The organism is Falsiroseomonas sp. CW058 (assembly GCF_050563535.1).
Lineage (GTDB): Bacteria > Pseudomonadota > Alphaproteobacteria > Acetobacterales > Acetobacteraceae > Falsiroseomonas.
This window is the reverse complement of the sequence record NZ_JBNXUO010000012.1, coordinates 56,796-75,565: the sequence shown is the minus strand read 5'-3', so window position 1 is coordinate 75,565 and position 18,770 is coordinate 56,796. Positions and strand designations below refer to the sequence as shown.

The window sequence follows — 18,770 nt, the reverse complement described above, 5'->3', positions numbered from 1 at the left end:
GACCCGACCCGAACCACGCCAAGGATCCCGCGCCATGCTCGCCGAATGCATCGCCGCGCCGATGATCGATGCGAATGCGGAAGAAATCCGCGCCCCCTCCGCGCTCCGCCGGCGCGGGCTGCTCGCGCTTTCGACCGCCGCGCTCGTCGCCACCCCCGCCTGCGGCGCCGCCAGCACGACCGGGGCCGAGGCCACCGGGCCCGACAACCCGGCCGCGCAATGGGCGGCCTTCCGCGACCGCTACGTGACGCCGGAAGGCCGCGTGCTCGACACCGGAAACCAGGGCATCTCCCACAGCGAGGGCCAGGGCTACGCGATGCTGTTCGCCGAGGCCTTCGACGACCGCCCGACCTTCGAGCGCGTGTTCCACTGGGCGCGGCGCAACCTGCGCCGGCCGGACGGGCTGCATTCCTGGCGCTTCCGCCCGGGCAGCCGCAACCCGGTGGAGGACCCGAACAACGCCACCGACGGCGACCTCTACATCGCCTGGTCGCTGCTGCGCGCCGCCGACCGCTGGGGCGAGCCGGAATGGCGGCGGGAGGGGACCCGGATCGGCGAGGCGATCCTGCAGAAGCTGGTCCTGGAGGTGGGCGGCCGCACCGTGCTGCTGCCCGGCGCGCAGGGCTTCGTCCATCCCGACCGCGTGGTGGTCAACCCGTCCTACTACGCCTTCCCCGCGCTGTTCGCGCTGTCCCGCGCCGTGCCGGACCGCGCCTGGCAGCGGGTGATGGGCGACGGCGTGACGATGCTGCGCAACATGCGCTACGGCCGCTGGGGCCTGCCGGCGGACTGGGTGGAGATGGGGCGCACCCATGCCACCGCCGCCCTCGTGCGGCCGGCGGCCGGCTGGCCGATGCGCTTCTCCTTCGACGCGGTGCGGGTGCCGCTGCACCTGGCCTGGGCCGGCATGACGGATGAGCCGGCGATGCGCGCCGCGGCCAATTTCTGGAACGACCCCAGCCTGCCGATGCGCCCGGCCTGGGCCGACCTGCGCAGCGGCCAGGTCGCCCCCTACTCGGCCCCCGCGGGCATCGAGGCGGTGGCCGAGGTCACCACCGCCACCGGCTGGCAGCGCGGCCTGGCGCGCAACCTGCCGAGCGTGGCGCGCAGCCCCGACTACTACTCCGCCGCCCTCGCGCTGCTGTCGCGCATCGCCCTGCGGGAGAACCCGCGGAACCTGCTGGCCGATGCGACGCCGCCCGCCCCGCCCCCGCCGCCCGCCAACACTGCCGTCGCCGCCTTCCGCCGGCTCTGGGCGCGGGCGTGACAGGGCCGGCCCGGGCCCGGCTTGACCCCGCGCCGGGCGCAACCCAGGGTTCGCCGGACCCTTCCCGCGCCGGAGACACGATGTCCGCCTTCACGCCCCGCCGGCCGCTGCGGGCCCTGTTCGTCCACCAGAACTTCCCCGGTCAGTATGCCCACCTTGCCCCGGCGCTGGCGCAGCGGCAGGGGGTGCAGGTCTGGGGCGTGGGCGAGAAGGAAGGCTACGCCGCGCCCGGCGTCCGCTACGTCGCCTATGGCGCGCCGCGCGGCGCGGGGGAGCAGACGCACCGCTACCTCCGCCCCTTCGAGGCGGCGACCCGGCGCGGCCAGCACATCGCCAACCGCCTGGTGCAGCTGCGCGACAAGGAAGGGCTGAACCCGGACATCATCGTCTGCCATCCCGGCTGGGGGGACGGGCTGTTCCTGAAGGATGTCTTCCCCCGCGCCCGGACGCTGTTCTACTGGGAATTCTACTACAACTCCCACGGCCAGGACCTGGGCTTCGACCCCGCCCAGCAGGTCAGCCTGGACGACGCGGCGCGGGTGCGGACCCTGAACGCGACGCAGCTCGTCTCGCTCCAGGGGGCGGATTGGGGCGTCAGCCCGACGCGCTGGCAACGCAGCCGCTACCCCGCCTGGGCCCGTGCCCGCATCACCTGCCTGCATGAAGGCGTGGACACCGCCCGCTGCGCGCCCCGGGCCGGTGCCGTCTTCCGCACGCCCGAAGGGCGGGAGTTCCGCCAGGGCGACCCCGTGATCTCCTATGTCGCCCGCAACCTCGAACCCTATCGCGGCTTCCCGAGCTTCATGAAGGCGCTCGCCCTCATGCAGCGGGAAAGGCCGGACCTGCACGCCGTGGTGGTCGGCGGGAACGAGGTGTCCTACGGCCGCAAGCCCGAAGGCGCGCCCGACTGGAAGACGAAGGTGCTGGCCGAGATGGAGGGGCAGCTCGACCTCTCCCGCATCCACTTCACCGGCCGCGTCGCCCATGACGCGCTGCACGACCTGTTCCGGGTCACCCGCGCGCATGTCTACCTGACCTACCCCTTCGTCCTGTCCTGGTCGATGCTGGAGAGCATGGCCTGCGGCGCCGTCGTGGTGGGCAGCGACACGCCGCCGGTCGCGGAGGCGATCACCCATGGCGAGACCGGACTTCTGGTCCCCTTCTTCGAGCCCGAGAGGCTGGCCGCGACCGTGCTCGGCGTGCTCGCCGACCCCGAGGGCCACCGCCACCTCGGCGAGGCCGCGCGCGCCAGCGTCATCGCCCGCTACGACCTGGCCCGGATCTGCCTGCCGCGCCAGCTCGACCTCGTGGAACGGGTGGCGGCGGGCCTCGACCCCGCCCCGGACCCCGAGCCCTGATCGAGGGGCATCGCCAAACCGGAACCGGAACGCGGCTTCCGCCACTCTCTACCTTGGATTATGGAGACGACATCGTTTCTCGCCTGGAAGGGGGCAGTCCGATGCCGGACGATCTGCGGGCAGCGGGGATTGAGTTGCGCCGGGCGGGCAATGTGGAGGCACGCGGCCTCGGCATAGACGGGCCCCTGCTGCTCTCGGTCCGCCGCTTCGTCGATGCGCGCGGCGCCTTCATCGAGACCTACAACCGGCGGGACTTCGCGGCGGTGGGCATCGAGGACGACTTCGTGCAGGACAACCAGTCCCTGTCGGTCGCGCCCGGCACGGTGCGCGGCCTGCACTTCCAGGCCCGGCCGCATGCCCAGGCGAAGCTGGTGCGGGTGCTGCGCGGGCACATCATGGATGTCGCGGTCGACATCCGCGCGGGCTCTCCCACCTTCGGCCGCCATGTCACCGCCGACCTGACCGGCGAGAACGGCCTGATGCTCTACATCCCCGCGGGCTTCGCCCATGGCTTCGTCACGCGGGCGCCGCACACCGAGGTCGCCTACAAGGTCAGCGCGCTCTACGCGCCCGACTGCGACCGCGGCCTCGCCTGGGACGACCCCGAGCTCCACATCGACTGGGACCTGGACCCCGCCCGCGCCGTGCTGTCCGACAAGGACCGGCGCTGGCCGCGGCTGGCCGATCTGGGGCCGGTCTTCTGATGCGCATCCTCGTCGCCGGACGCGAAGGCCAGGTCGCCCGCGCGCTGGTCGCGCGGCTCGCGCCCGACGGCCACGAGGTGACGGCGCTGGAGCCGCCGGAGCTCGACCTCACCCGGCGGGAGGGGATCGCCGCCGCGGTGCGCGCGGCGCGGCCCGCGCTGGTGGTGAACGCCGCCGCCTATACCGCGGTGGACCGGGCGGAGGACGATGCGGCCCTGGCCCACGCCGTGAACCGCGACGGCGCCGGCTGGCTGGCGGCCGAGGCCGCGGCCATCGGCGCGCCCTTCGTGCATTTCTCGACCGACTACGTCTTCGACGGGCGCAAGGGCGCGCCCTATGTCGAGACCGACGCCCCTTCCCCCCTCGGCGTCTACGGGGCCAGCAAGGAAGCCGGGGAACGCGCGGTGCTGGCCGCCAACCCGCGCAGCGCCGTGCTCCGCACCGCCTGGGTGTGCAGCGCGGACGGCGCCAATTTCGTGAAGACGATGCTGCGCCTGGGGGCGGAGCGGGACGAGCTGCGCGTGGTGGCCGACCAGCACGGCGCCCCCACCTTCGCCGCCGACCTGGCGGAGGCGGTGGCGCGGATGATGCCGCGCCTCCTCTCCGCCCCGGCGGGCGACGAGGCCTTCGGCCTGTTCCACCTCTCCGGCGCGCCGCACACCACCTGGCACGACTTCGCCGCCGCCATCCTGGACGGCGCGGCGGCGCGCGGCCGCCCGCGGCCGAGGCTGGTGCCCATCGCCACCGCCGACTACCCGACGCGCGCGGCGCGCCCGGCGGATGGCCGGCTGGACTGCACGCGGATCGGGCGGGTGCACGGCATCGCCCCCGCCGACTGGCGCGACTCGCTCGCGCGCTGCCTGGATGCGCTTGTCGGCCCGATCGCGGCCCCGAAGGAGTGACCCGATGAAGGGCATCGTGCTCGCCGGCGGCGCCGGCACGCGGCTGCACCCGGCGACGCTCGCCGTCTCGAAGCAGCTGCTGCCGGTCTACGACAAGCCGATGGTCTACTACCCGCTGTCGGTGCTGATGCTGGCCGGCATCCGGGAGATCATGCTGATCTCGACGCCGCACGACCTGCCGCTGTTCCGGCGCCTGCTGGGGGACGGCAGCGCCTGGGGCCTGCGCATCGAGTACCAGGTGCAGGAACGGCCCGACGGCATCGCCCGCGCGCTCGTGCTGGCCGAGGACTTCCTGGCGGGAAGCCCGAGCACGCTGGTGCTGGGCGACAACCTGTTCCACGGCCATGACCTGCAGGAGCGCCTGGGCGAGGCGCGTGAGGCCACGGCCGCGGGCGGCGCCACCGTCTTCGCCTATCGCGTCGCCGATCCCGAACGCTACGGCGTGGTGGAGTTCGACGGCGACGGCCGCGCGCTGAGCCTCGAGGAGAAGCCCCGCGCGCCGCGGTCCCACTGGGCGGTGACGGGGCTGTATTTCTACGACGGCCGCGCGCCGGCGCTGGCCCGCGCGCTGAAGCCCTCGCCGCGCGGCGAGCTGGAGATCACCGACCTCAACCGGGTCTACCTGGAGGAAGGGTCGCTCCGCGTCACCCAGCTCGGCCGCGGCTATGCCTGGCTCGACACCGGCACGCATGACAGCCTGCTGGAGGCCGGCGAGTTCGTCCGCGCGATCGAGAAGCGGACCGGCCAGAAGGTCGCCGCGCCGGAGGAAGTGGCCTGGCGGATGGGCTTCATCGACGCCGCGGCGCTGCGCGCGCTGGCCGCGCCGCTGCGCAACAGCGGCTACGGCACCTACCTCGAAGGGCTGCTGGCGCGCGAGGACGGGCGATGAACGACGGGATGAACGCCGACGACGCCGACCGCCGCGCGCGGGAGATCGAGGCGCTGCGCGACAGCGGCATCCTCGACGCCGCCTGGTACGTCGCCCACAACGCCGATCTCGGCCATTCGGGCGAGGACCCGCACGCGCACTATGTGGACCGCGGCTGGAAGGAAGGCCGGGCGCCGAACTTCTACCTCGACCCGCGCTGGTACCTGGACAGCAACCCGGACATCCGCGGCGCGGGCTTCGACCCGGTGCTGCATTACCTGCTGCATGGCGACGCCGAGGGACGGCGGCCGGGCCCCTTCTTCGACAATGCCTGGTACCGCGCCCGACACGGGCTCGGCCCGCAGGACAAGGCGCTGGCGCACTACCTGGCGCACCGCCAGCACGGCGCCTCCCCCATCCCGGAATTCGACGCGGAATTCTACCTCGCGACCTATCGCGACGTCGCGCGTGCCGGCGCCGACGCCTTCGACCACTACGTCACCATCGGCTGGCGGGAAGGGCGCGAGCCCGGGCCGGACTTCGACAGCCGCTACTATGTCCGGCGCCACATGGACGGCGCGGCGGAGGAAGCGCCGCTGCTGCACTGGCTGCGCCACCGCCACGACCCCGGCGTGCATCCCCGCATGCCGCAGGAGACGCCGACCATCCCCCGCCAGGTGCGGCGCAACACCCGCCCCGGCGACGAGTTCGAGGAACCGCGCCCCCTGCCGGACGGCGCGAAGCCGCGCGCCAAGGTGCTGGCCTACTACCTGCCGCAGTTCCACGCCATCGCGGAGAACGACGCCTGGTGGGGCACGGGCTTCACCGAATGGACCAACCTGGCGCGCGGCCTGCCACGCTTCGCCGGCCACTACCAGCCGCGCGTGCCGCGCGACCTCGGCCATTACCACCTGGGCGGGCCGGATGCGGGCGCGGCCGTGATGCGCCGCCAGATCGACATGGCGAAGCGCGGCGGCGTGCACGGCTTCATCTTCTACTGGTACTGGTTCAACGGCCACCGCCTGCTGGAGAAGCCGGTGGAGGCCTTCCTGGCCGACCGCACGCTCGACATGCCCTTCGCGCTGATGTGGGCGAACGAGAACTGGACCCGCCGCTGGGACGGCGCGGCCAACGACGTGCTGATGAGCCAGGACTACCGCGCGGAGGAGGAAGGCGCGCTGATCGCCGAACTCGCCCGCCACTTCGCCGATCCCCGCTACATCCGCGTGGCGGGGCGGCCTGTCATCACCATGTACCGCGCGTCCCTCGTCCCCGACACGAAGGACGCGGTGGCTGGCTGGCGCAGGCGCTTCCGCGAGGAGCACGGGGAGGATCCGGTCTTCGTCATGGCGCAGTCCTTCGACGACGAGGACCCGCGGCCGCTCGGCTTCGACGCGGCCATCGAGTTCCCGCCCCACAAGCTGGCCAAGCGCACCGCGCCGATCAGCGCCAGCCTCGACTACCTCGACCCCGACTTCAGCGGCACCGTCTTCTCCTTCGACGAGGTGGTGCGCGCGAGCCTCGACGAGCCGGAGCCCGACTACCCGCTCATCAAATGCGCGGTGCCGGGCTGGGACAACGACCCGCGCAAGCAGGGCAACGGCACGGTGGTGATCCACGGCGCGAAGCCCGCCACCTACGAGGCCTGGCTGGCGGAGCTGGTGGAGCGCGCGGCCCGCACCCCCTTCTTCGGCGAGCCGCTGGTCTGCGTGAACGCCTGGAACGAGTGGTGCGAGGGCGCCTATCTCGAACCCGACCTGCATTACGGCGCCGCCTTCCTCAACGCCACCGCCCGCGCCGTGACCGGCCGGCCGGCGGCCGAGGCGCCGGCCCTGCTGGTCGCCGCCGCGGATGCGGAGGAGGACGAGGCGGCGCGCCGCCTGCTGGCCGTGCTGACCGCGATCCGCCGTCGCACCGGCCTGCGGATCGAGGTGCTGCTGCTCGCCGGCGGACCGCTGGAGGAGGAATACGGGCGGCTCGGCCACCTCACCGTCGCGGCCGACATGCAGGCGGCGGGCATCGCGCTCGACGCCGCGCGGGCGGGCGGGGTGCGGCGGGCGGTGATGACGCTGGCCGCCGCCGGGCGGCTCGCCGCTGCCGCGGCCGCGCGGGAGATCGCCTGCACCGTCCTGCTGGCCGAGATGCCGGGCGAGATCCGGGCGCGGGAAAGGCTGCCCGGCCTGCGCGCGCTGCGCCATGCCGACGCTATCCTCGCCCCCGCCGCCGCGGTGGTGGAGGCGGTCGCCGCCGAATTCGGCTTGCCGGCAACGCCGAGGCCCGTGGTGGTGGAACCCGGCCTGCCCGCCCCGCCCGCCTTCGACGCCGCGGCGCGCGACGCAACGCGCCGCGACCTCGGCCTCGGGCCGGAGGCGCGGCTGCTGCTCGGCGCCGGGCCGGGCGACCTGCGGCACGGGATCGACCTGTTCCTGCAGCTGTTCCGGCGCCTTCGCGCACGCGATGCGGCGGTGCGCGCGGTCTGGGTCGGCGCGCTCGACCCGGCGGTGCGCGCCTGGATGGGCGCCGAGCTCGCCGAGGCGACGCGCGAGGGGCTGCGCGTGGTGGAACACCTGGCGGCACCGGGGGCACTGCATTCCGCCGCCGACGTCTTCGCCCTGACCGCGCGCGAGGCCGCCTTCCCCCTGGTGGCGCAGGAAGCGATCGCGACAGGGCTGCCGGTGGTGGCCTTCGCCGGCGCCGGCGGCGGTGCCGGCCTCGCCACGGCCTGCGGCGGCCATGCCGTGCCGCTCGGCGATGTCGAGGCGATGGCTGGGTGCTGCGCCGCCCTGCTTGCCGCGCTGGCCACCGCCGCCGAACGCGCGGGGCGCCAGGCTGCGGCGGCGGCGCGCTTCGCCTTCGAGCCGGCTGCGGAGGCGATGCTGGCGCATCTGCTGCCCGACCTGCCCGACATCGCCGTGGCGGTGCCGGGCGCCGGGGCGGGCCGGCTGCTCGCGACCCGCCTCGATCCGGTGTTCCGCCAGGACATGCCGCTGCGCGAGGTGGTGCTGCTGGACGAGGCCGCCGATCCGCGTGTGGCGGCAGGGGCGGCGGAGGGTGCCGCACGGTGGCAGCGTGTGCTGCGCCGGGTGCCCGGCCCGGCGGGCGGGGACTGGTCCGCCCAGGCGCGGGCGGCGCTGGCGGCAAGCCCGGCCGCCTTCGTCTGGCTGGTGGACCGCGACGCGATTCCAGGCGGCGCCTTCCTGCGCCGGGCCGCCGCCGCGCTCGCCGGGGCACCGGGCAAGGGCTTCGCCCGGGCCGGCACCCCGGCAGGCGCCGTGCTCTGGCGGCGGGAGGCACTGGCCGCCGCCGCCCTGCGGCCCGCGCCGTCGCTGGACGCGCTCTGCGCCGGTGCCGAAGGCGTGCTGCTGGCGGATGTTCCGCTGCTGCGTCACCCGCCCCTGCCCACCATGCGTGAGGGGGCGGCGCCGCCTGCGGCGCCCGCCGCCCCGGCCGGTGCCAGGGTCCGGCGGGCCGTGATGAAGCAGGGCCGCCGCCGGCAAGGGGAATGAGACCCGGACCCGTTTCCCGGACCCGAGCTCGGGAAGGGTCCGGGCGGGTTGCGCTCCCCTGGATCGGGGCCGGAATGCAGGACTGCCGTCCGTGGTCGCGGCTCCGATCACCCGGACGTGAAACGTTTACAATCCTATCGCCTTCGGGTTGCGTGGTGTCGCCCCCGTGCGCCCTGACGGCGATTTCGGCCACACCCATGCTGGAGTCGGGGGTTGCCCGCAGGTCACCAACCAGTGCGGGAAGCAAGACTCTTTCGGGACAGTCTCAGGCGATCATCTGCCGGGTGCTGTAAAATCAATAACTTAATCCGGCCCCGCACGCCAAACCAGGGTTCGGAACGGATTCATTTCGGTTGACTCGCGTGTCGTCTTATTCCTAATACTGCCGCCACGGAAACGGGCAGCCCGAGCGGCGGCGGCCCTGCTGGAGGTGGTGATGTCCGGCTTCGCTTCGATCTATGGCGGCAGCGGTGATGATGGGCTGGCCGGGACGTCCGGGCGTGACTTCATGGTCGGCCATGGCGGCAACGACCTGATCTCCAGCGATGGCGGCGACGACGTCGTGCTGGCCGGCGAGGGCCGGGACACCGTCCATGCCGGCGGCGGGGACGACCTGGTGCTCGGCGGCGGCGACGCTGACAGCATCTCGGGCGCCGGCGGCCACGACACCCTGCTCGGCGGCGACGGGGATGACAGCATCATCGGCGGCGGCGCGGGCGATGTGATCGGCGGCGATGCCGGCAATGACGAGATGACCGGCAACGGCGGCAGCGACACCTTCGTGTTCTCCGACGATTTCGGCCACGACCTCATCATCGGATTCAGCATCGGCAGCGACACGCTGCAGATCGAGGCCGGGATCAACGGCACCGCCGTCGCCGGCCCCGCCGACCTGCTCCCCTTCCTCAGCGCCGACGCCTTCGGCAACGCCGTCATCACCCTCGGCGGCGACACCATCACCCTCCAGGGCCTGACGGTCGGCGACGTGACGGCGAATATCGGAAATATCGTCAGCATCGTCTGAGTCTGGTATACGCCGCGCGGTGAGCGCCAATCATCCCTCAGCCAGGCCGGCCGCGAACGCGGTCGGCCTTTCTCATTCCAACTGGTGGCTGCGCCTCGGCAGGGAGGTGCTGGTCGCCATCCTGCCCGGCCGCGCCGCAGGCGGGGGTGCCGCCGAGTTCCGGCTGGATGGCGGAATCCCCTTCCGGCCGATCTCGCAGCTCTCCCTTCCGGACGGCGCCGGACCCGGCGTCCTGCTGCTGCTGCGCGCCGCCGCCGAAGGCGCGCTCGAGATCCGGATGGATGGGGCGGAGTGGCAGCCGCTCGGCCCGGCCCGCCCACCCCACCACCTCGGCGAACTCGCGGCCGCGGCGCCCCGCCTGCTCGCGCTTGTCGCCAACAAGGCCGCGGGCCCGCTGCGCGCCTCGGCCGATCCCGGATTCCTCCGCGCCCTGCTCGGCATCGCCGAGCCGCTGGCCCAGCCCGCGCCGGACGGCATGCGCCCCCTGGTCGGGCTCGCGCAGGGGCGGCAACTCTGGCGGGTGGATGCGGGCGGCTGGCTGCTGACCGCGGCGGGCCTCTCCCGCGTGCCGGAGCCCGAGGCGGGCCTCGCCCCGCTGGCCGGGGCGGCGTCCGGCGGGATCCTGCTGCGGGCCGACGCCCCGCCCCTGCGCCTCGCTGCCCTCGCCCAGCCGCCGAGCCTGGTGGAGCTGGCGCGGCAGGGCAACGCCGCGCCGATCGGCCTGCTGCGCCAGGCCTTCGCCGCGCTGCGCCGCCACACCGCCGAACCCTGGTGCCGCGATTCGATCCGCGACGCGCAGGTGCTCGCCATGGCGCCGCCCCGCGCGGCGGCCGAGCCGAGCAACGCCGTCGCCGGCTCGATCGACCGCGCCCTGTCGGACCATGGCGGCGGGGTCTTCTGCTTCGGCTGGCTGCACGACCCGCTGCGCCTGATCCGCGGGCTCACCCTGCGCGGCCCCTTCGGCCCCGTGCCGGTCCCGCCGGAGGCGATCTTCCGCGTGACGCGGCCCGACATCGCGAAGCGTTTCGAACAGGCGCCCTTCGGCGGCCCCGATGCGCGGCCGGGCTTCGTCGTCCATGTGCCCGATGCGGGCCCCGGCCCCGTCGCGCAATGGCGGCTCGAGGTCGCGCTCGGCTCCGGCGATGCCATCGAACTGGTCGCGGGCCCGGCCCTGATCCCCGCCGCCCAGGCGCGGGAGGCGGTGCTGCGGAGCGTCAACCCGCTCGAGGTCGGACCCGACCTGCTCGACCGCTGCATCACCCCCGCGGCCGAACGCCTGCACCGCGCCGCGAGCGCCGAGCCGGTGGGACAGGAGGTGATCCAGATCGGCGACCGCCCTCGGGACCCGCCCGTCTCGGTCGTCATCCCGCTCTACCGCAACCTCCGCTTCGTCCGCCACCAGGTCGGCGCCTTCGCGCGCGACCCGCTGCTGCGCGACAGCGAGATCATCTACGTCCTCGACAGCCCCGAGCAGCGGGGCGAGGCCGAACACCTGCTGCGCGGCCATTGCGGCCTGGCCGGCCTGGCGGTGACGCTGGTGACCCATGCGCGCAACGCCGGCTACGCCACCGCCTGCAACAGCGGCGCCGCCGTCGCCACCGCGCCGGTGCTGCTGCAACTCAATTCCGACGTCGTGCCGGACCAGCCGGGCTGGCTGCAGCCGATGCTCGCCCATCTCGCCGCCGATCCCCGCATCTCATGCGTCGGGCCGAAGCTGATGTTCGACGACGGGTCGCTCCAGCATGCCGGGCTCTACTTCGCCCGCGGCCCGGGGAATGACTGGTTCAACTGCCACTACTTCAAGGGATTCCCCCGCCACTACCCCGACGCCAACCGCGCGCGGCGGGTGCCCGGCGTCACCGGCGCGGCGATGCTGATGCGCCGCTCTGCATGGGACGAGGTCGGCGGCTTCCACGCCGACTACATCGTGGGCGACTACGAGGACAGCGACCTCTGCCTGCGCCTGCGGGAAGCAGGGGGCGAGATCCTCTACGAGCCGAAGGCGGAACTGTATCATTTCGAGCGCCAATCCATCGCGCAGCATGGCGGCTATGCCGGCACGGTCGCGGCCGCCTACAACCGCCGCCTCCATCATCGCCGCTGGGCCGACCGGATCGAGGTGCTGATGCGCGATTTCCCCCAGATGGGCGAGACCTTCGCGGCCGCCTGACATCGCCCCGCACGCGCATCGAATGCGATCAATTTCAACTTTTCAAGGTCGCGAAATCTTGACCTGACCGCGCATTTCTCCGCGGAACCTGCTAGACAGTGCCATCATGCGCGTCCTGGTCTTCTGCCACAGCCACCCCGACCTGCAGCCCGGCGGAACCGAGGTCGTCGCGCGTGGCCTGTTCCGCGAGCTGCGCGACCGCCACGGGGTGGAGGGTCTGTTCCTCGCCGCCGTTACCTCGCAGCACCGGGAACGCCGCCCCGGCACGCTGTTCCAGTCCACCGGCCGGCAGCCGGACGAATTGCTGGTCTGGCTCTCGCATTTCGACCGCTACCACCTGGCGCAGCTCGACACCTGGGGCATGGCGGAACTCGCCCCCTTCGTCGCGAACTTCCGGCCGGACGTCATCCATTTCCACCACCTGCTCTATTTCGGGCTGGAGACGCTGGACCTGGTCCGGCGGGTGGCGCCGCAGGCCAAGGTCGTGGTGACGCTGCACGACTTCTTCGCGATCTGCCCGCAGGAAGGCCAGCTGCTGACCGCCGACGGACGGCTCTGCCAGGGCCCCACGCTCGATTCCTGCAGGCGCTGCTTCCCCGGGCGCGGCACCACCGACCTCGTGCTGCGGGAATTGTCGGTGCGGGGCGCCTTCTCGGGCGCCGACCTCATCCTGTCACCGTCCGAGTTCCTGAAGGGCCGCTTCGTGGCGGCGGGCTGGGACGCGGCGCGCTTCCGCGTGGTGCGCAACGGCATCCCGGGCGGCCCCTCCGCCCCCCACCGCCCGCTGCCGCCGCAGGGCCGGCGCGACCGCTTCGGCTTCTTCGGCCATGTCAACCGCTTCAAGGGCCCGATGGTCGCGCTCGACGCCTCGGCGCGGCTGTCGAAGGCCGGCGTCGCGCATGAACTGGCGCTGCATGGCGGCACCGCCTACCAGCCGGACGAATTCCTCACCGACTTCAAGGCCGCGCTGGAGGCCGCGCCCGATGCGCGCCACCACGGGCTCTACAGTGCCGAAGACCTGCCGCAGCGCATGGCAGGCGTGGACTGGGTGGTGATGCCGTCCATCTGGTGGGAGAACGCGCCGCTGGTCGCGATGGAGGCCTTCCGGCACCGCCGCCCGGTCATCTGCGGCAATGTCGGCGGCATGGCGGAATCGGTGCGGGACGGCGTAGACGGCCTGCATTTCCCGATCGGCGACGGCGCCGCGCTCGCCGCGACGATGCGGCGCGCCGCGACCGAGCCGGGGCTGTGGGAGGCGCTGGTGGCGAATATCCGCCCGCCCCGTTTCCTCGACGACGCCGCGGCGGAGCACCTCGCGATCTATCGCGACCTGCTGGCGCGGCCCGCCGCCCCGCCGCCGGCGAAGGCGGACCCGCTGCGTGGCGCCGCGGCGGAGGAGGTGCGACGTGTCCGGGCAGGCTGAGGCGCGCATGGCGCAGGGCATCCGCGGCTTCGTGGACGGCGTGACCGGCAACGGCATCGATGGCTGGGCCTTCGAGCCCGCGCACCCGACCGAGCGCGTGGTGGTGGAACTCCGCCTCGACGGGCAGACGGTCGCCACCTCGGTGGCGGACCGGCACCGCACCGACCTGGTGCGCGCCGGGGTCGGCGACGCCTTCCACGGCTTCCGCTTCCCGCTGAAGCCCGCCTGGGCGGAACGCCGGGCCGAGTTGCAGGTGGTCGCCCGCGGCGCCGCAGGCGAGGAGACGGTCCTGCCGCTGTTCCGCCGCGGCGCGCCGGAAGCCGGCGCCGCGTCGCCCGCGGCGCCGAGCCCGCAGGTGATGAAGGCGATCGAGCAGCTGGTGGCCGGCCAGCGCGCGCTGGAGGGCCGGCTGTCCGACCTGGCCCTGCGCGTTTCGGCCGAGCCGCTGCCCGCGACGCTGCCCCATCTTCCCCCCGCAGAGCCGGCCGAGGCCGAGGCGCGGCTCGCCGCGCTCGAAGGCTGGGTCGCGCGGCTCGACGAGAGGCTGGCCGAGATCGGGGCCGTACCGCCGGCCGGCGCGGCGCCGCAGGCCCGTGGGCTCGACACCTGGCAGACCGTGCTGCTCGCGCTGCTCGCGGTGTTCGGCGTGGGCGGGCTCACCGCCCTCGCCCTCGCCCTCGCGCTCTGACCCGCATGGCGGCGCGGAACCCCCTCCGGACGCGGGGTGGGCCGGATGCCCGGGCGGGCGCGCCGGAGACGCCCGCGCAGGAACTGATCGCGGTGGTGCGCGACGAGGTGGGCGCGGCGGCGCGGCTCACCCTCGCGCTCGGCGTCGTGCTCGCCTTCGCGACCTTCGGCGTCACCGCCTCCAAGCTCGTCATCTGGCAGACCGTCATCCCGACCGGGAATGCCTGGACGCTGGCCGGGCTGATCGTGCTGTTCAGCATGGCGCTCTGCATCTTCGTCGCGCTCGACCAGCTGCGCGAACTCGGGCTCATGGCGATCGCGCGGCGGCTGGCGCAGCGGCTGGCGGGGCCGCTGGTGCTGGTGGTGGCGCAGCAGCCCGGCCGGTCCGACATCGCCGCCCAGCAGGCGCTGCGCGACGTGGAGGAGCTGCGGCGCGACCTCGCCGGGCCGGTGCTGACCTCCATCGTCGATGCGGTGCTGGTGCCGTCGATGGTGCTGCTGCTGCTGTTCTTCCACTGGGCCTTCGCGGCCTGGGCGCTGGGCTTCGCCGTGCTGGCCGCGCTGCTGAGCCTGCTCGGCGACCGGCTGATGCGGCGCACGCTGCTCGCCTCCAACGAGGCGCATGCCCGCACCTCCGGCCTCGTCGCGGATGCGATGCGCTGCGCCGAGGCGGTGGAGGCGATGGGGCTGCGCGGCGTGCTGGCCGCGCGCTGGCAGGACCGCATCGCCGACAGCGCCGAGGCGCTGGGCCGCGCGCAGGCGGGCGGGCGGTGGATCAGCGCGGCGCTGTCGGCCGTCAGTGGCATCGCCACGGGCGGCGCGCTGATCGTCGGGACGGCGATGATCTCCTACGGCATCAATGTCGGCTTCGGCATGGTCCTGGCGATGCTGCTGACGGGCAAGATCATCTCCCCCTTCGCGCGGCTCGGCGCGGCGATGCACGAATGGGGCGCGGCGCTCGCCGCGTGGCGGCGCCTGCAGGGGCTGCTCGGCCCCGATGCGCCCCGGCCCGAGGGCATCGCCTTCCCCTGCCGCACCGCGCGGCTGACGCTGGAGCGCGCGACCTGGGCGCCGCGGGGCGCGGCGCGCGCGCTGCTGCGGGACGTCAGCCTGGTGGTGGAGCCGGGGCAGGTGGTCGCCATCGCGGGCGGCGCAGGCGCGGGCAAGACGACCCTGCTGCGCCTGGCGGTGGGCATGATCCAGCCGATCGCCGGCGGCTGCTTCCTCGACGGCCACGCCACGGCGCAGTGGGAACGGGAGGATTTCGCCCGCCATGTCGGCTACCTGCCCCAGGACCCGCTGCTGACCGACGGCACCGTGGCGGAGGCGATCGCGAGGCTGGGCGAGCCCGACATGGCCGCCGTGATCGCCGCCGCGCGGCTGGCCGACGCGCATGGCCTGGTCACCGCGCTGCCGCATGGCTACGCGACCCGCATCCGCGCCGAGGGCCCGCTCTCGGCCGGGCAGCGGCAGCGCGTCGCGCTCGCCCGCGCGCTCTATGGCGGCCCGCGGCTGCTGGTGCTGGACGAGCCCGCGGCCTTCCTCGACGCGGAGGGGGAGGCGCGGCTGGTACGGCTACTGCGGCTGCTGGCGGCGCAGGGCACGGGCGTGCTGCTCACCTCCCACCGGCCGGCGCTGCTGGCGGCGGCGCATCGCGTCATGGTGCTCCGCGGCGGGCAGCTGGCGAATGCGCAGGCCGGGCCGGGCGGCCCCGCCGCGCTGCCGCCGCCCGGGATGCGCGCCGCATGATCATCCCCGGCACCCGCGCCGCCGGCGTCGCCGAGGCGCTGCGCCGCGCGCCCGCCTTCTCCGGCGTGCTGGCGACCGCGCTCGGCCTCTCCGTCGCGCGGCAGGCGCTGGCGCTGGCGACGCCGCTGCTGACCATGCATGTCTTCGACAGCGCCGCGGAATCGGCCAGCCTCGACACGCTGGCCGTGCTCACCGTAGCCTTCGTGGTCGCCCTGCTGATGAGCGCGGTGATGCGCGCCGTCCGGGCCGCGCTGATGTCCGCCATGGCGGACGACCTGTCGCGGCGGCTCAGCCTCGATGCATTGCAGGCGGCGGTGCGCAGCGCGCTGGCCGGCAGCCGCAAGCCGGGCCTCGCCGCGCTGCAGGACACGGCGGAGCTGCGCCGCTTCCTCGGCGGCGGCACGCTGGCCGACCTGTTCGACATGGTGGCGGTGCCGATCGTGCTGACCGTGCTGTGGATGCTGCACCCGGTCTATGCCGTGGTGACCGCCGCCTGCTGCGCGCTGATCGGGCTGCTCGGCCTGGTGCTGGACCGCACGACGCGCGGCATGGTCCGCAGCGCGTCGGACCGGCAGTTGCAGACCATGGGGGAATTGCAGGGGCGGCTGCGCCAGGCGGATATGCTGGAGGGGCTCGGCATGCTCGCCGCCGTGGTGCGGCGCTGGCAGCCAGCGCAGGCCACCGCCCTGCGGGAGGCCGACCACGCGCAGGCGCGCGCCCGTGCGGTGCGCGGGCTGACGGAATTCGCCGCCTATGCGGCGCAGGGGCTGACGGTGGTGGTGGGCGTGGTCCTCGCGCTCGGCGACCAGGCCTCGCCGGGCAGCATCGTGGCGGCGATGATGCTGGCCGGCACCGCGGTGCAGCCGATGGCGCGGGTGGTGCTGGCCTGGCGCGAATGGGCCTATTCCGCGCTGGCCTGGCGGCGCCTGCAGGAACTGTTCGTCGACCACGCCGCGCCGGAACCCCTGCCCGCGGACCCGGACGGGGTCGAGGGGCTCTGGCTGCGCGAGGTCGCCTGGACGCCGCCGGGCGCGACCCGCCCGGTGATCGGCGGGGTGTCGCTGCATTGCGCGCCGGGCAGCCTGACGCTGGTGGTCGGGTCGAACGGCGCGGGCAAGTCCACGCTGCTGCGCCTCGCGCTCGGCCTGCTGAAGCCGGAGGCGGGGCAGGTCACGCTCGACGGGCAGGACACCCACCATGTCGACCGCGAGGAGATCGGCCCGCGCATCGGCTACCTGCCGCAGGACGTGCAGCTGCTGGACGGCAGCGTGCTCGACAACATCGCGCGCTTCGGGCCGCGCGCGGCGGAGACGGCGGTGGACGCGGCCCGGCTGGCCGGCGCGCATGACATGATCGGCCGCCTGCCGCAGGGCTATGCGGCGGAGGCCGGGCCCTCCGGCACGCTCAGCCAGGGCCAGCGGCGGATGATCGGGCTGGCCCGCGCGCTACACGGCGCGCCGCGCCTGCTGGTGCTGGACGAGCCGGAAGCCGGGCTCGACCGTCCGGGGCGGGACGCGGCGCGCGCCGCGGTGCTGGCGGCACGGGGGGCCGGCGCCGCCTGCCTCGTCGTCAGCCACGACCCGGCGCTGTGGGAAGGCCAGGTGGACCAGGTGCTGCACCTCGAGAAGCGGGGCGGGTGGTCGGTGACCGTGGCCGCGCCGATGGCGGACGGATGATGACGACAGCCAGGCTCGCGGGGCCGAAGCCCATCCCGCTCAACTTCGCCGAGGCCGAGGCCGCGGCCTCCACCCCCGGCGTGCGGCAGGTGATGCGGGCGTCGCTGCTGCTGCTCGTCCTCGGCTTCGGCGGGCTGCTGGCCTGGGCGGCGATCACGCCGATCGAGCGCGCTGTGGTCGCGCGCGGGACGCTGGTGGCGGAAGGGCGGCGCAAGTCCATCATGCTGCCGGAGCCCGGGGTGCTGCAGCAGCTGATGGTCCGCGAAGGCCAGCGGGTGGAGACGGGGCAGGTGCTGGTCCGGCTCGATCCCACGGTGGCCGAGGCCGCGGCCGCGCAGGCGCGCGCCGCGTTGCGCACCGCCTCCGTCCGGGTCGCGCGGCTGCGCGCCGAACAGGCCGACATGCGTCGCTTCGACATCCCCGCCGACATCGCCGCCGCCGCACGGACCGACGTCGCACTCGCCGCCATCCTGGGCGCCGAGCAGCGGCTGTTCGCCGCGCGGTGGGAGACCTTCGACGGCAATGTCGGCGTCTTCCAGCGCCGCACGGGCGTGATCCGCGAACAGCTCCAGGCCGCCGGCGCGCAGCGCGGCTCCGCCGCCAGCCGCCTCGCCTCCATCCGCACCGACCTGGCGGGCCAGCGGCCGCTGGCCCAGCAGGGCTTCGCGCTGATGAGCCGCGTGCGGGAACTGGAGCGGCTGGAGGCGCAGACGCTCGGCGACATGAACAGCTTCGCCGCGCAGGAGGCGCAGTACCGCCAGGCCATCGCCCAGGCCGAGCTGGAACTGTCGGCCTTCCGCCTCCAGCGCGCACAGGACATCGCGCGCGACCTGCAGGACGCGCAGCAGCAGATGGTGGACGCCGAGCAGCGCGTGCTGGCGGCCGAGAATGTCCGCGCCCGGCGGGACCTGATCGCGCCCGAGCCCGGGATCGTCACCGACATCCGCTTCGTCACGCCCGGCAGCAGCATCTCGGACGGCGTGCCGGTGCTGGACCTGCTGCCGGTGGACGACCGGCTGATCGTGGAGATGAAGGTCGCCCCCACCGATGTCGAGCAGCTGTCGGTCGGCAAGCGGCTGAACATCCGCCTTTCCGCGCTGCGGACGCGGACCACGCCCCTGCTGCACGGCCATCTCACCTACGTCTCGGCCGACCAGCAGGCCGACCAGCAGGGCAACCCGTTCTTCCTCTCGCGCGGCGAGATCGATGCCGGGGAGCTGGCGCGCATCCCGGGCCTCGCGCTCAATGCCGGGATGCCGGTGGAGGTCTTCGTGCTGGGCGAGACGCGCAGCGCGCTGAACTACCTCGTCGCGCCGATCCGCGACTCCATGCGCCGCGCGCTGCGCGACTGACCGCCCGCCCGACCCTCGCCCGCGGGGAGGGTTGGGTGCGGCGGCCGCGCCGGGCCATCATCCGCGCCGATCCGCCACAGGTCC

General features: G+C 74.2%; 13 protein-coding genes. All 13 read left to right on the top strand.

Annotation, left to right across the window (positions count from 1 at the left end; genetic code table 11):
- Positions 1 to 34: 34 nt before the first annotated feature.
- Positions 35 to 1,267 carry a glycosyl hydrolase family 8 gene (locus ACK8OX_RS11945; RefSeq protein WP_430664316.1) on the top strand — a complete coding sequence of 411 codons (1,233 nt, stop codon included), beginning with the start codon at positions 35 to 37 and terminating at the stop codon, positions 1,265 to 1,267.
- An 80-nt stretch (positions 1,268 to 1,347) separates the two neighbouring features.
- Positions 1,348 to 2,625, top strand: coding sequence for a glycosyltransferase family 4 protein (locus ACK8OX_RS11940; RefSeq protein ID WP_430664315.1), 1,278 nt, complete (start codon positions 1,348 to 1,350; stop codon positions 2,623 to 2,625).
- A gap of 101 nt (positions 2,626 to 2,726) precedes the next feature.
- Positions 2,727 to 3,329 carry a dTDP-4-dehydrorhamnose 3,5-epimerase gene (gene rfbC, locus ACK8OX_RS11935; RefSeq protein ID WP_430664314.1) on the top strand — a complete coding sequence of 201 codons (603 nt, stop codon included), beginning with the start codon at positions 2,727 to 2,729 and terminating at the stop codon, positions 3,327 to 3,329.
- A complete protein-coding gene (rfbD, locus tag ACK8OX_RS11930) occupies positions 3,329 to 4,231 on the top strand; it encodes a dTDP-4-dehydrorhamnose reductase (RefSeq protein ID WP_430664313.1) in 903 nt (300 codons plus the stop codon). The genes rfbC and rfbD overlap by 1 nt, the downstream gene beginning before the upstream one ends.
- A gap of 4 nt (positions 4,232 to 4,235) precedes the next feature.
- Positions 4,236 to 5,120 carry a glucose-1-phosphate thymidylyltransferase RfbA gene (rfbA, locus tag ACK8OX_RS11925; protein WP_430664312.1) on the top strand — a complete coding sequence of 295 codons (885 nt, stop codon included), beginning with the start codon at positions 4,236 to 4,238 and terminating at the stop codon, positions 5,118 to 5,120.
- Positions 5,121 to 5,128: 8 nt separating this feature from the next.
- On the top strand, positions 5,129 to 8,605 hold the full coding sequence (locus ACK8OX_RS11920) for a glycoside hydrolase family 99-like domain-containing protein (protein ID WP_430664311.1): 3,477 nt from the start codon (positions 5,129 to 5,131) through the stop codon (positions 8,603 to 8,605).
- 436 nt (positions 8,606 to 9,041) lie between these two features.
- A complete protein-coding gene (locus tag ACK8OX_RS11915; protein WP_430664310.1) occupies positions 9,042 to 9,629 on the top strand; it encodes a calcium-binding protein in 588 nt (195 codons plus the stop codon).
- 19 nt (positions 9,630 to 9,648) lie between these two features.
- Positions 9,649 to 11,799: a glycosyltransferase gene (locus tag ACK8OX_RS11910; RefSeq protein ID WP_430664308.1), complete on the top strand. Its 2,151-nt coding sequence runs from the start codon at positions 9,649 to 9,651 to the stop codon at positions 11,797 to 11,799.
- 106 nt (positions 11,800 to 11,905) lie between these two features.
- Positions 11,906 to 13,222: a glycosyltransferase family 4 protein gene (locus ACK8OX_RS11905; protein ID WP_430664307.1), complete on the top strand. Its 1,317-nt coding sequence runs from the start codon at positions 11,906 to 11,908 to the stop codon at positions 13,220 to 13,222.
- Positions 13,206 to 13,910, top strand: a complete 705-nt coding sequence (locus ACK8OX_RS11900; RefSeq protein ID WP_430664306.1) for a hypothetical protein — start codon at positions 13,206 to 13,208, stop codon at positions 13,908 to 13,910. Before ACK8OX_RS11905 ends, ACK8OX_RS11900 begins: the two co-directional genes overlap by 17 nt.
- 5 nt (positions 13,911 to 13,915) lie before the next feature.
- Positions 13,916 to 15,658, top strand: coding sequence for an ATP-binding cassette domain-containing protein (locus ACK8OX_RS11895; RefSeq protein ID WP_430664305.1), 1,743 nt, complete (start codon positions 13,916 to 13,918; stop codon positions 15,656 to 15,658).
- Positions 15,655 to 17,334, top strand: a complete 1,680-nt coding sequence (locus ACK8OX_RS11890; RefSeq protein WP_430664303.1) for an ATP-binding cassette domain-containing protein — start codon at positions 15,655 to 15,657, stop codon at positions 17,332 to 17,334. The genes ACK8OX_RS11895 and ACK8OX_RS11890 overlap by 4 nt, the downstream gene beginning before the upstream one ends.
- Positions 17,331 to 18,686 carry an HlyD family type I secretion periplasmic adaptor subunit gene (locus ACK8OX_RS11885; RefSeq protein ID WP_430664302.1) on the top strand — a complete coding sequence of 452 codons (1,356 nt, stop codon included), beginning with the start codon at positions 17,331 to 17,333 and terminating at the stop codon, positions 18,684 to 18,686. Before ACK8OX_RS11890 ends, ACK8OX_RS11885 begins: the two co-directional genes overlap by 4 nt.
- Positions 18,687 to 18,770 lie beyond the last annotated feature (84 nt).

Coding starts and splice junctions, on each gene's coding strand:
- ACK8OX_RS11940 (WP_430664315.1), top strand. CDS start 1,348: ATGTCCGCCTTCACGCCCCGCCGGCCGCTGCGGGCCCTGTTCGTCCAC.
- ACK8OX_RS11885 (WP_430664302.1), top strand. CDS start 17,331: ATGATGACGACAGCCAGGCTCGCGGGGCCGAAGCCCATCCCGCTCAAC.
- ACK8OX_RS11920 (WP_430664311.1), top strand. CDS start 5,129: ATGAACGCCGACGACGCCGACCGCCGCGCGCGGGAGATCGAGGCGCTG.
- ACK8OX_RS11915 (WP_430664310.1), top strand. CDS start 9,042: ATGTCCGGCTTCGCTTCGATCTATGGCGGCAGCGGTGATGATGGGCTG.
- ACK8OX_RS11945 (WP_430664316.1), top strand. CDS start 35: ATGCTCGCCGAATGCATCGCCGCGCCGATGATCGATGCGAATGCGGAA.
- ACK8OX_RS11890 (WP_430664303.1), top strand. CDS start 15,655: ATGATCATCCCCGGCACCCGCGCCGCCGGCGTCGCCGAGGCGCTGCGC.
- ACK8OX_RS11895 (WP_430664305.1), top strand. CDS start 13,916: ATGGCGGCGCGGAACCCCCTCCGGACGCGGGGTGGGCCGGATGCCCGG.
- rfbC (WP_430664314.1), top strand. CDS start 2,727: ATGCCGGACGATCTGCGGGCAGCGGGGATTGAGTTGCGCCGGGCGGGC.
- rfbD (WP_430664313.1), top strand. CDS start 3,329: ATGCGCATCCTCGTCGCCGGACGCGAAGGCCAGGTCGCCCGCGCGCTG.
- rfbA (WP_430664312.1), top strand. CDS start 4,236: ATGAAGGGCATCGTGCTCGCCGGCGGCGCCGGCACGCGGCTGCACCCG.
- ACK8OX_RS11905 (WP_430664307.1), top strand. CDS start 11,906: ATGCGCGTCCTGGTCTTCTGCCACAGCCACCCCGACCTGCAGCCCGGC.